The 12,490-nt window shown below is 74.9% G+C and carries 10 protein-coding genes; 9 read left to right on the top strand and 1 reads right to left on the bottom strand.

Features of this window, described 5'->3' with window-relative positions; all coding sequences use genetic code 11:
* Positions 1 to 565: 565 nt before the first annotated feature.
* The 4 genes from IH54_RS40130 (at position 566) to nudC (ending at position 8,168) form a co-directional block, all read left to right on the top strand.
* On the top strand, positions 566 to 2,428 hold the full coding sequence (locus IH54_RS40130) for a PD-(D/E)XK nuclease family protein (protein WP_420711798.1): 1,863 nt from the start codon (positions 566 to 568) through the stop codon (positions 2,426 to 2,428).
* A 184-nt stretch (positions 2,429 to 2,612) separates the two neighbouring features.
* On the top strand, positions 2,613 to 3,425 hold the full coding sequence (locus IH54_RS0123720; RefSeq protein WP_159012031.1) for a hypothetical protein: 813 nt from the start codon (positions 2,613 to 2,615) through the stop codon (positions 3,423 to 3,425).
* An 86-nt stretch (positions 3,426 to 3,511) separates the two neighbouring features.
* The gene (locus tag IH54_RS0123725) at positions 3,512 to 7,009 is read left to right on the top strand and encodes an ATP-dependent DNA helicase (RefSeq protein WP_031520198.1); all 3,498 of its coding nucleotides are present in this window, start codon (positions 3,512 to 3,514) and stop codon (positions 7,007 to 7,009) included.
* Between the two features lie 217 nt (positions 7,010 to 7,226).
* On the top strand, positions 7,227 to 8,168 hold the full coding sequence (nudC, locus tag IH54_RS0123730) for an NAD(+) diphosphatase (protein ID WP_031520201.1): 942 nt from the start codon (positions 7,227 to 7,229) through the stop codon (positions 8,166 to 8,168).
* Positions 8,169 to 8,235: 67 nt separating this feature from the next.
* On the opposite strand, the gene IH54_RS0123735 is transcribed toward nudC, so the two are convergent.
* Positions 8,236 to 8,493, bottom strand: coding sequence for a mycoredoxin (locus IH54_RS0123735; protein ID WP_031520203.1), 258 nt, complete (start codon positions 8,491 to 8,493; stop codon positions 8,236 to 8,238).
* Between the two features lie 197 nt (positions 8,494 to 8,690).
* Here IH54_RS0123735 and IH54_RS0123740 point away from each other — a divergent pair, with 197 nt between their 5' ends.
* From IH54_RS0123740 to IH54_RS0123760, 5 genes are all read left to right on the top strand, one after another.
* A complete protein-coding gene (locus tag IH54_RS0123740) occupies positions 8,691 to 10,880 on the top strand; it encodes an ATP-dependent DNA helicase UvrD2 (RefSeq protein ID WP_031520205.1) in 2,190 nt (729 codons plus the stop codon).
* Between the two features lie 137 nt (positions 10,881 to 11,017).
* Positions 11,018 to 11,356 (top strand): hypothetical protein, encoded by a 339-nt coding sequence (locus tag IH54_RS0123745; RefSeq protein WP_031520207.1) that lies wholly within the window; start codon positions 11,018 to 11,020, stop codon positions 11,354 to 11,356.
* A 155-nt stretch (positions 11,357 to 11,511) separates the two neighbouring features.
* Entirely contained in the window at positions 11,512 to 11,871 is a 360-nt protein-coding gene (locus IH54_RS0123750; protein WP_031520210.1) for a WhiB family transcriptional regulator, read from the top strand.
* Positions 11,868 to 12,188 carry a hypothetical protein gene (locus tag IH54_RS0123755; RefSeq protein ID WP_031520212.1) on the top strand — a complete coding sequence of 107 codons (321 nt, stop codon included), beginning with the start codon at positions 11,868 to 11,870 and terminating at the stop codon, positions 12,186 to 12,188. Before IH54_RS0123750 ends, IH54_RS0123755 begins: the two co-directional genes overlap by 4 nt.
* Positions 12,189 to 12,295: 107 nt before the next feature.
* Positions 12,296 to 12,475, top strand: coding sequence for a hypothetical protein (locus IH54_RS0123760; RefSeq protein WP_031520213.1), 180 nt, complete (start codon positions 12,296 to 12,298; stop codon positions 12,473 to 12,475).
* Positions 12,476 to 12,490: the final 15 nt, after the last annotated feature.

Below are 12,490 nucleotides of genomic sequence, written 5' to 3' on the forward strand. Positions count from 1 at the left end.
CGACCTGCCCCCCTCCACCACCCCCCTCCACACCGACCCCGCCCTGACCCCCCTCCTCCTGGCCCTCCGCCTCACCGCCACCTCCCTCCTCCCCGCTGCAAACCCCCCCGCGCCTGAGCCCCCGCGGGGTACCGCCTCCTCGGCGCCCGAGGCCCCCGCGCCGGGGGAGGCCCCGCCGGGTACGGCCTCCGCCGTGCCCGAGGACCCTTCGCCGGGGGAGGCCCCGCCGGGTACGGTCTCCCCCGCGCCCGAGGCCCCCGCGCCGGGGGAGGCCCCGCCGGGTACGGCCTCCGCCGTGCCCGAGGACCCGCCGGGTACGGCCTCCGCGGCGCCCGAGGCCCCTTCGCCGGGGGAGGACCCGCCGGGTCAGAACTTCTCCGCGCCCCGCGGGCAAGCCGTCGAGAGTCGTGCGCGGAGGCCCGCCGGGGACCCGGCGGCAGCGGCGTCCGGCACCGACCCCGTACCGCCCCCGGCGGAAAGGTCACCCGGCGCCGGACCCGTACCGTCTTCCGGGGCAGCGGACCGGGTGCGGGCGGGGAGCCCGAGAAGGGCGCACGGCGTGCGGGTGGGCGTCGAGGATGCCCTCACGCTGCTGGGGTCGCCGCTCGGCGGGATGGACGCCGGCGATCTGCGGCGGCTGGGACGCGCGCTGCGCGAGGAGGAGCGGGCGGCCGGCGCCGCCGTACCGCGGCCCTCCGACGAGCTGATCGCGGAGGCGCTCAGCGAACCGGAGCGGCTCGCCGCGCACGACGCCTCGTACGCCCGCGCCCCGCGGCGCCTGGCCGCGCTGCTGGCGCGGGCCCGCGCCGCGCTCGCGGCGGGCGGCACCGCCGAGGACGCCCTGTGGGCGCTGTGGGACGGCACCCCCTGGGCGGCCCGCCTGGAGCGGGCCGCCCTGCGCGGCGGCGCGGCGGGCCGCAACGCCGACCGCGACCTGGACGCGGTGTGCGCGCTGTTCGAGTCCGCGGCCCGCGCGGAGGAGCGCACGGGCGGCCGCGGCGCCCTGAACTTCCTGGAGGAGCTGTCCCACCACGACATCGCCGCCGACACCCTGAGCGGCCGCACGGTCCGCCCGGACGCCGTACGGCTCATGACCGCGCACCGCGCGAAGGGCCTGGAATGGCGGCTCGTGGTGGTCGCGGGAGTGCAGGAGGGCGTGTGGCCCGACCTGCGCCGCCGCGGCTCGCTGCTGGAGGCCGACCGGATAGGCCGCGACGGCATCGCCCCGCCGCTGAGCCAGGGCGCGCTGCTCGCGGAGGAGCGCCGGCTCTTCTACGTCGCCGCGACCCGCGCGTCGGAGCGCCTGTTCGTGACGGCGGTGAGGTCCGCCGCGGACGACGGCGACCAGCCGTCCCGCTTCCTCGCCGAGCTGGGCGTGCCGCCGCAGGACGTGACGCACCGGCCGCGCCGCCCGCTCGCGGTGGCCGCGCTGGTCGCGGAGCTGCGCGCGACCGCCGTCGACCCGGCGGCCTCGCCGGCGCTGCGGGACGCGGCCGCCCGCCGCCTGGCCCGGCTCGCGGCGCTGAACGACGACGGCCACCCGCTGGTCCCGGCCGCGCACCCGGGCCGCTGGTGGGGCCTGTACGAGCCGACCGCCTCGGCCGTGCCGCTGCGCGACCGCGACCAGCCGGTCGCGCTGTCCGGCAGCGCGCTGGACCAGCTCGCCAACACCTGCGCCCTGCAGTGGTTCCTGGGCCGCGAGGTCAAGGCGGAGCCGCCCGCGACGGCCGCGCAGGGCTTCGGCAACGTCGTGCACGTGCTGGCCGACGAGGTCGCGTCCGGCCGCGCGCCCGCGGACCTGGACGTGCTGATGGCCCGCCTGGACAACGTGTGGGACGCGCTCGCCTTCGACGCCCCGTGGAAATCCCGGCAGGAGAAGGACAACGCCCGCGCGGCCCTGGAACGCTTCCTGCGCTGGCACGTGATGGAGCGCGGCCGCACCCCCGTCGCGTCCGAGTACGACTTCGACGTCACCCTTGCCGCGGGCGACGCGCAGGTGCGGATCCGCGGCAGCATGGACCGGGTCGAGACGGACGCCCAGGGCGCGGCCTACGTCGTCGACTTCAAGACCGGCCGCGCCAAACCGACCGCCGCCGAGGTGGCCCGCCACCCGCAGCTGGCCGTCTACCAGCTGGCCGTACGGGAGGGCGCCGTCGACCCGCTGTTCGGCGGCGCCACCCCGCCCGCGGGCGGCGCCGAACTCGTCCAGCTGCGGCTCGGCGCGGCCCGCCGCGACGGTGGCGAGACCGTACCCGTGGTGCAGCGGCAGGAGGCACTCGCGGGGGAGTGGGCCGAGGAGCTGCTGGCCACGGCCGCCGCCCGGGTGCTGGACGAGCGCTTCACCCCGGCCGCCGGCCAGCACTGCACGCACTGCGCCTTCCGCGCCTCCTGCACCGCCCGCCCCGAGGGGCGGCACGTCGTGGAATGACGGAATCTTGACCGGCGCATGACCGGCATATGTCCGAGTTGTGGCGAACAAGTGCGGGCAATGTGCGGGAAAGGGTGCGGGCGTGGGTGTCGGTGGCGACCGCTATGGTTTTCCTGTGCCACCCGGGGTGGGGAAGCGCGCCCGTGCGGGCGTTGCCGGCACTGGGATCGAGGGGGGACGGCTCATGCCGGCCACACGAACGTTCATTGCGGCGCTCTGCGCCGTGGCGGCGGGAGGCGCCGCGCTCACCGGATGCGGCGGTGACAAGGGTGACGACGCGGCCCCGCTGCTGAAGCCCGCCGCGACGACGTCGGCGGCGTCGACGAAGGCCGCCGACCCGTTCGCGGACCAGACGGCGGACGAGGTCCTCAAGCTCGCCGAGCAGGACATGCGCGACACGGGCGCCATGACGTACGAGCTGTCCGGCAATGACGACGACGGCACGAAGATGCACGTCAAGGGCACCTTGACGAAGACGGACAAGTGCGCGCTCGCCGTGGACATGGGCCAGGGCAAGGTCCAGCTGATCTTCACCGGCGGCAACTACACGTACATGAAGGGCGACAAGACCTTCTGGACGACGAACGCCGACGCCGACTCCGCGCGCGTGATCGGTGACAAGTGGGTGAAGATCCCCTCGTCCGAGTTCGACTCGGACGACGAGGACAACTTCAAGACCATGTGCGACCTCAACGGCATGATGGACACCCTCAGCGAGGACGACGGGGGCACGAGCACGCTCGACAAGGGTCAGTCGTCCACGGTCGAGGGCCAGCCGGTCTTCCAGCTCATCGAGACCGAGGACCAGGACAGGACGACCATATCGGTCACGACGGGTGACAAGCCCGTCATCGTGCGGGCGGAGGGCACCAACCAGGGCCAGCCGATGCTCATGGTCTTCTCCGACTTCGGAAAGCAGCCGAACGTGTCGGCGCCGCCGCCCTCGATGACCCTCGACCCGAGCAAGATCGGCGGCCCGGGCGGCCTGCACATCTGACCGGCCGGCCTGCCGCGGTGCCCCGCGCGGGGTATCGCAGCAGGCCAGCGGCGCCGGGTGTCGGCGGCTCCGGATAGCCTCCATGGGTGGCGACCCGCATCGACTCGCCCGAGCAGCTGAAGGAGCTGCTGGGCATCCCGTTCACCCCGGAGCAGACGGCGTGCATCGTCGCGCCCCTCGCCCCGGGCGTGATCGTGGCCGGTGCGGGCTCCGGGAAGACCACGGTGATGGCCGCCCGCGTGGTCTGGCTCGTCGGTACGGGCCAGGTCGCGCCCGAGCAGGTGCTGGGCCTGACCTTCACCAACAAGGCGGCCGGAGAGCTGGCCGAGCGGGTACGCAAGGCGCTCGTCCAGGCGGGCGTGACGGAGGGCGGGGCATCCGGCGGGCGCGAGCCGTACGGGGTCCCGGACACGGACGGCGAGCCGGACGCCGGGCATCCCGGCGAGCCGCAGATCTCGACCTACCACGCCTTCGCCGGGCAGCTGCTCAAGGACCACGGCATGCGCATCGGCCTGGAGCCGACCGCCCGGCTGCTGGCCGACGCCACCCGCTACCAGCTGGCCGCACAGGTGCTGCGGGCCGCCCCCGGGCCGTACCCCGCGCTCACCAAGGGCCTGCCCACGCTCGTCGGGGATCTGCTGGCGCTCGCCGGCGAGCTGTCCGAGCACCTGGTGCCGCCCGAGCGGCTGCGCGCGTACGACGAGCGGCTCGCGGCGGAGCTGGCCGGCCTCGATCCGGCCCGGCGCGGCTACGCCTGGGTGAAGGACGTCCGCCAGGCGGTCGCCGCCCGCCGCGACCTCGCCGGCCTGGCGGCCGCCTACCGCGAGGGCAAACGGCAGCGCGACCTGCTGGACTTCGGCGACCAGATCGCGCTGTCCGCGACGCTCGCGCAGACCCGCCCCGAGGTCGGCGCCGCGCTGCGCGGGCAGTACCGCGTGGTGCTGCTCGACGAGTACCAGGACACCTCCGTCGCCCAGCGGCTGCTGCTCGCCGGCCTCTTCGGCGGCGGCACGGGCCACGCCGTCACCGCCGTCGGCGACCCCTGCCAGGCCATCTACGGCTGGCGCGGCGCCAGCGTCGCCAACCTCGACGACTTCCCGCGGCATTTCCCGTACGCCGACGGGCGCCCCGCCGACCGCTACTCGCTCAGCGAGAACCGCCGTTCCGGCGGTCGGCTGCTGGACCTGGCCAACACCCTCGCCGCCGAGCTGCGCGCCCGCCACGAGGGCGTCGAGGCGCTGCGGCCCGCGCCCGGCGCCGAGCACGACGGGCTCGTGCGCTGCGCCCTGCTGCCCACCCAGGAGGAGGAGACGGCCTGGCTCGCCGACTCCGTCGCCCACCTGGTGCGCACCGGCACGCCCCCCGGCGGCATCGCGGTGCTGTGCCGCACCGCCGGGCGCTTCCCGGAGATCCACGCGGCGCTCGTGGCCCGGGAGGTGCCGGTCGAGGTCGTGGGCCTGTCCGGGCTGCTGCACCTGCCCGAGGTCGCCGACCTGGTCGCGGTGTGCGAGGTGCTGCACGACCCGACGGCCAACGCGTCGCTGGTGCGGCTGCTGACCGGGCCGCGCTGGCGGATCGGCCCGCGCGACCTTGCGCTGCTCGGCCGCCGCGCCCGGCTGCTCGTCCGCCACGGGGCGGACGCGGGCGAGGAGGGGCGGGACCGGCTGGCCGCCGCCGTGGAGGGCGTCGACCCGGCGGAGGTCGTGTCGCTCGCCGACGCGCTGGAGACCTTCGCCGACCTCTCGGGCCCCGACGACGGCCTGCCCTTCTCCGCCGAGGCCCGGGTGCGCTTCGCACGGCTCGCGACCGAGATCCGCGAGCTGCGCCGCTCGCTGGCCGATCCGCTGATGGACGTGCTGCACCGGGTGCTGGGCGTCACCGGCCTGGAGGTCGAGCTGTCGGCCTCCCCGCACGCCCTCGCCGCGCGCCGCCGGGAGACGCTCGGCAACTTCCTGGACATCGCGGCGGGTTTCGCGGCCCTGGACGGCGAGGCGACGCTGCTGGCCTTCCTGGGCTTCCTGCACACCGCCGCCGAGTACGAGAAGGGCCTGGACAGCTCGCTGCCGGGCGGTGAGAACACCGTCAAGGTGCTGACCGCGCACAAGTCCAAGGGGCTGGAATGGGACGTGGTGGTGGTGCCGGGGCTCGTCGACCGGGGCTTCCCGAGCACCCGCGGGCGTGAGTTGTGGCCGGTCAACGCCAAGGTGCTGCCGCACGGGCTGCGCGGCGACGCCGCCACGCTGCCCGACGTCCCGGAGTGGACGCGCGCCGGGCTCGACGGCTTCCGGGAGGCCATGAAGGAGCACCAGCGCGTAGAGGAGCTGCGGCTCGGCTACGTCACCTTCACCCGGCCCCGCTCCCTGCTGCTGGGCTCGGGCCACTGGTGGGGGCCGACGCAGAAGTCCCCCTTCGGGCCCTCCGCCTTCCTCCAGGCCCTGCGCGAGCACTGCGAGGCCGGGTACGGCGAGATCGAGGCCTGGGCCGACGAGCCGGAGCAGGGCGCCGCCAACCCCGCCCTCGAGCAGACCGCCGAGCCCGCCTGGCCGCTGCCCCTCGACGCGCAGGCGCTGCACCGCCGCCGCGAGGCGGCCCGCCGGGTGCTGGCCTACGCGGCGCGGGAAGAGGGCGCGGAGGCGTACGGCGGCGGGCCGGGCGGTACGCACCCGGGCGCGATCCCCGGGGCGCGGGAGGCGGCTGACGCCGGCGCGGCGGACGGCTACGACCCCTACGACGCCTACGACGGTACGGGCGCGGGCGGGCCGGACGCGGCGGGCGCGGGCGGGCCGGACGCGGCGGGCGGGGAGGGGCCGGACGCGGCGGGCGGGGAGGGGCTGGACACGGCCGAGGCGCGGCTCGTCGCGTCCTGGGACCGCGACCTGGAGGCGCTGGCCGACGAGCTGCGCCGCTCCCGCGCCACCGTGCGGGACGTGCCGCTGCCCGCCACGCTCACCGCGAGCCAGCTCATGCTGCTGGCCACCGACCCCGACGCGCTGGCCCGCGAGCTGGCCCGCCCGCTGCCGCACCCGCCCGCGCCCGCCGCCCGCCGCGGCACCCGCTTCCACGCCTGGGTCGAATCCCGCTTCGACGCCCGGCCGCTCTTCGGGCCCGAGGACCTGCCCGGCATCGAGGGCGGTGACGAGATCGCCGACGAGGCCGACCTGACGGCCCTCAAGGAGGCGTTCCTGCGCAGCCCCTACGCCGACCGCACCCCGTACCGCGTCGAGGTGCCGGTGCACCTCACGCTGGGCGGCCGGGTCGTGCGGGGCCGTATCGACGCGGTATATCGCCACGCCGTGGCAATGGGCGAGCCGGAAGGCGGGGCGGGCGGCGGCCAGGACGCGTACCCGGGCCCCGGCGCGGACCCGTACACGTACGAGATCGTCGACTGGAAGACCGGCCGCGCCCCGGCCGCGACCGCCGACCCGCTGCAGCTGGCGATCTACCGGCTGGCCTGGGCGGAGATGCTGGGCGTGCCGCCCGAGCGGGTGTCCGCGGCCTTCCTCTTCGTGCGCAGCGGCGAGGTCGTGCGCCCGGCCGCACTGCCGGGCCGTGCCGAGCTCGAGCGGCTGCTGGCAGGCGGTTGACCGGGGGAGGACCGGGGGACGAGCGGGAGGACGGGGCCGCCGGGAGGTCCCGTTCCGCGGGCGCACCGCGAGCCGGGCTACGCTGCATAGGGCGCGCCCACCTCGGACGACGTGGCGTATCCGTACCGTCACCGGGAATTTCCCCGGTCGCCGGTGGTTGGCACCTGCCGGACGACAAGGTGGTGCGCCGGTGTACGTACCCACGCTCGACGGGGAGATGGAAACGACCTTGACCGGACTTGACGCGAAGGACCGCCCGCTCGCCCTCACCTACACGGGGGTGGACCGCGCCGCGCACCACCGGACGGACGAGGCATGGCTCGCCGCGGCATGGAGCCACCCGACGACCAGGGTCTTCGTGGTCTCCGGCGGGCAGGTGCTGGTCGAGGACGGCCCCGACGGCCGTACCGAACTGGTCATGACCCCGGCGTTCGACGCGCCGGAGACCGAGATGCACCGCTACTTCCTGGGCATCGCCCCGGACGGCGTGCGCTACTTCGCCCTCCAGAAGGACGCGCTGCCCGGCCGGATGGACGGCGCGGCGCGGCCCGCGGGGCTGCGCGAGGTCGGCGGGCTGCTCTCGCCGCTGGAGGCGGGCCTCATGGTGCACGCGGTGGCGCTGGAGAACTGGCAGCGCATGCACCGCTTCTGCTCCCGCTGCGGCGAGCGCACCGTCATCGCCGCCGCGGGCCACATCCGGCGCTGCCCGGCGTGCCTGACCGAGCACTACCCGCGCACCGACCCCGCCGTGATCATGCTCGTCACGGACGACCAGGACCGCGCGCTGCTGGGCCGCCAGCTGCACTGGCCCGAGGGCCGCTTCTCGACGCTGGCCGGCTTCGTGGAGCCCGGCGAGTCGATCGAGCAGGCGGTGCGCCGCGAGGTCGCCGAGGAGGTCGGCGTCACGGTCGGCGACGACGTCACGTACATGGCGAGCCAGCCGTGGCCCTTCCCTTCCAGCCTGATGCTGGGCTTCTTCGCGCGCGCCGTCTCGTCGGAGATCGACGTCGACGGCGAGGAGATCCACGAGGCCCGCTGGTTCTCCCGCGAGGACCTGCGCGCGGCCTTCGCCTCGGGCGAGGTGCTGCCGCCGTTCGGCATCTCGATCGCCGCCCGGCTCATCGAGCAGTGGTACGGCGCCCCGCTGCCCCGCCCGTGAGCGCTCGGCTTCTCAGGAGCGCCGCGGGGGGCGGGGCGGTGGGGGCCGGGTGGGACGGGCCGCCGGCTCAGACGCCCAGGGCCTGCTTGACCTGGGCCAGGCTCGGGTTGGTCATGACGACCTCGGCGGCGCCCGAGGACGGGACGACCTGGACGGTGGGCACGGTCTGGTTGCCGCCGTTCGCCTCCTCGACGAACTTGGCGGACTCCGGGTGCTCCTCGATGTTGATCTCGGTGTAGGCGATGCCCTCGCGGTCCAGCTGGGACTTCAGTCGGCGGCAGTAGCCGCACCAGCTGGTGCTGTACATGGTCACGGTGCCCGGCATCGGTGGTCGCTCCTCGTCGCGAGAGAATCTGGCACCTGCCTAACGCCCGACCCGCGGCCGGCATTCCGGAAGGCGCTCCGCCCGTCCCCGTCGCACCAGGTCCGCGGCACCCTGGCCGGGGCCCGGGCACACCCGGTCCGGGTGGGGGCTGTGGATAACTTTCCCGGGCTGTCCGCCGGACCTGGCAGAGTGGCGGTGTGACTGCGACAACCCACGACACGCTCTTCCCCTCGGCGCCCGAGTCGGCGGACGCGGTGCTCGACGGCCTCGACCCCGAGCAGCGCGCCGTGGCGACCGCGCTGCGCGGCCCCGTGTGCGTGCTGGCCGGTGCCGGCACGGGCAAGACCCGGGCGATCACCCACCGGATCGCCTACGGCGTGCGGGCCGGCATCCTCCAGCCGGCGAGCGTGCTCGCGGTCACCTTCACCGCCCGGGCGGCAGGCGAGATGCGCGGCCGGCTGCGGCAGCTCGGCGCCGGCGGCGTCCAGGCCCGCACCTTCCACTCCGCGGCCCTGCGCCAGCTCCAGTACTTCTGGCCGCGCGCGATCGGCGGCGAGATGCCTCGGCTGCTGGAGCGCAAGGTCCAGCTCGTCGCCGAGGCCGGCGCGCGCAGCCGCATCCGGCTGGACCGCAACGAGCTGCGGGACGTCACCAGCGAGATCGAGTGGTGCAAGGTCACCCAGACCGTCCCCGAGGACTACCCGGCGGTCGCCGCCAAGACCGGGCGGGACGTGCCGCGGGATCCGGCCGAGGTCGCCCGGATCTACGCCACGTACGAGCAGCTCAAGCGCGACCGCGGCATGATCGACTTCGAGGACGTGCTGCTGCTGACCGTCGGGGTGCTGCAGGACCGGCCGGACGTGGCCGACACCGTCCGCTCGCAGTACCAGCACTTCGTGGTGGACGAGTACCAGGACGTCAGCCCGCTCCAGCAGCGGCTGCTCGACCTGTGGCTCGGCGGCCGGGAGACGCTGTGCGTGGTCGGCGACGCGTCGCAGACCATCTACTCCTTCACCGGCGCCACCCCGGAGTATCTGCTCGGCTTCCGCTCCCGCTACCCGGACGCCACGGTCGTCAAGCTGGTGCGGGACTACCGCTCGACGCCCCAGGTGGTGGGCCTGGCCAACGGGCTGCTCGGCCAGGCCCGCGGGCAGGCCGCCGCGCACCGCCTGGAGCTGGTCTCGCAGCGCGAGGCGGGCCCCGAGCCCTCCTACACCGAATACGCCGACGAGCCCGCCGAGGCCGCCGGCGCCGCCAAGCGGATCCGTGAGCTGATGGACTCCGGGGTGCGCGCCAGCGAGATCGCGGTGCTCTTCCGGATCAACGCGCAGTCCGAGGTCTACGAGCAGGCGCTCGCCGACGCCGGGGTGCCCTACCAGCTGCGCGGCGCCGAGCGCTTCTTCGAGCGGCCCGAGGTGCGCGAGGCGGGCATGCTGCTGCGCGGCGCCGCCCGCGCGTCCGCCGACCCGGAGGAGACCGCGGCAGGTGTGCCGGACCAGGTGCGGGCGGTGCTCAGCTCCCGCGGCTGGGCCTCGGAGCCGCCCGCCGGCTCCGGCGCGGTGCGGGACCGCTGGGAGTCGCTGGCCGCGCTGGTGCGCCTCGCTGAGGACTTCGCGACCGCCCGCCCCGCCGCGACGCTCGCCGACTTCGTGGCCGAGCTGGACGAGCGGGCGGGGGTGCAGCACGCCCCGACCGTGGAGGGCGTCACGCTCGCCTCGCTGCACGCGGCCAAGGGCCTGGAGTGGGACGCCGTCTTCGTCGTGGGCCTGACCGAGGGCACCCTGCCCATCACCTACGCCAAGACCGACGAGCAGGTCGAGGAGGAGCGCCGGCTGCTCTACGTCGGCGTCACCCGGGCCCGCGAGCACCTGTCGCTGTCCTGGGCGCTGTCCCGCTCGCCCGGCGGCCGCGGCACCCGCAAGCCCTCCCGCTTCCTGGACGGGCTGCGGCCCGGCTCCGCGCCGCGCGGCGCCCGTGGCGCGGGCGGCGGCGCGGGCGGGGTGGAGCGCGGCTCCGGCGGCCGCAAGCGGCGCGGCGGCCCGGTGCTGTGCCGGGTGTGCGGGCGGACGCTGTCGGACGCCCGCGAGATCAAGCTGATGCGCTGCGAGGACTGCCCGTCGGATCTGGACGAGGCCCTGTTCGAGCGGCTGCGCGCCTGGCGCTCGGAGCAGGCCAAGACGCTCGGCCAGCCGGCCTACTGCGTCTTCACCGACCGGACGCTGCTGGCGATCGCCGAGGTCAGGCCGGAGGACGCCGGGGGGCTCGCGGTGATCCCCGGGGTGGGGGCCCGCAAGCTCGACAAGTTCGGGGCCGACGTGCTCGCGCTGTGCGCGGGGGAGGCCGTGCAGGAATCTTCCGAGGAATCCGAAGAAGGAGCCGAAAAATAGTTTGCGCATCCCGCGGAGGTCCCCATAGCCTTCACGAGCGCGGTTGAGAACGGCTCTTCCAAGAGCCCGCCCGATCGTGATGTAATACGCAAGAACGGTCCATCAGCCTTACGAGACGCCGAGAGGAGGCGAGCCAGATGTCCACGCAGATTCTGATCACGAAACTGACCGATCGTCCGGTCGCCGCCTGCATCCTCGGCATGCCCTCGGCTGCCACCGGTCTGACGTCCTCCCTGCTCCTCGCGGCCGTTCCGGCTGCGCGGCTGCGCAGCGAGCGACCGACCGAGGCGTCCGCGGTAGCGGCAGCGCAGGCGAAGGCGTATGCCTTCGGCTCCGCGGCAGCAGCGGCGGGCGCCGGTACCAGGACCGTCATCGGCGCAGCAGGCGCCCATGGCTTTGGCAATGGACAGCAGAAGACGCAGCAGTACGGCAAGTGGGCCTTCCGCGGGCTCGAACCCTGGAGTGATCCAGCCTGACATCGCATCAGGTCGGCACCTCAGGGCCGCGGAATCCCAGACCGGGATCCGCGGCCCTTCTGTTTTCCGTCGAAGAGCGAACGGCTGTCGCCCGCGACAGACACAACAGCACACCGGCCGACCGGCCGGCCCGAAAGACGAGGAACGAACACACCGTGCACACCGCCCAGCACGCACCGTCCGGACCCGCCCCCGACCCGAGCCGCCCGCCCGCACAGCCCCCGGAGACCACCTTGCTTCCCCTCACCGAGCTCGACGACGAGATCGAGCGCCTCGGCGTGCCCGTCCCGTGCCGCACCTACGACCCGGAGGTCTTCTTCGCCGAGTCCCCGGCCGACGTGGAGTACGCGAAGTCCCTCTGTCAGACCTGCCCGGTCCGCGAGGCCTGCCTCGCCGGCGCCAAGGACCGCCGCGAGCCCTGGGGTGTCTGGGGCGGCGAGCTGTTCATCCAGGGCGTCGTCGTGCCCCGCAAGCGTCCGCGTGGCCGTCCGCGCAAGAACGCGGTCGCGGCATGAACACGCGCAGGTTCACCACCCCGGGGACGATCGACCGTCCCGCCACCCACGATCCGATGAATCAGGCCCCGATGACTTCCAGCCGCCTCGAACAGACCGCTCGTACCTCCGACGCGATGGCGTCGCACCAGAACAGGAACCACCACATGCAACTCATGCCTGAAGCCCTGGCCCGTGCCCATATGCAACAGCGGATGTCGGAGGCCGAGCAAGAACGCAGGGCCTCCCACCTGCTGGCCGCCCGGCGGCTCCAGCGGCGTGCCGAGCGCGCCTCGCTGCGGGCCCGGCGGGCGCTGGCCCTGGCCGTGATGCAGTAACGGCCGCACCACCTGGCGACAACGACACCGCGGGGCCGGTCCAAAAGAACCGGCCCCGCGGTGCGTTGTGCCGACGAGGAGCGCGCGGGCGGAGGTATCGTCACCCGGTGGATCACAAGAACGACCAGACCACCACCACCTGCGCGCGCTGCGGGGCCACGCGCGAGGGACTGCCGCTGACCTGGACCTGTTCCGTCGAGAACGGCCACCGCCGCTACTTCTGCGACGACTGTGCCCGCCGCCATCTGCGCAGCATCGAGAGCCGGCTCGACTCCTCCTGGTGGTGACCGCGCCGCCCGCCG

It is taken from the genome of Streptomyces sp. NRRL F-5123 (assembly GCF_000721495.1).
Taxonomy (GTDB): Bacteria; Actinomycetota; Actinomycetes; order Streptomycetales; family Streptomycetaceae; genus Actinacidiphila.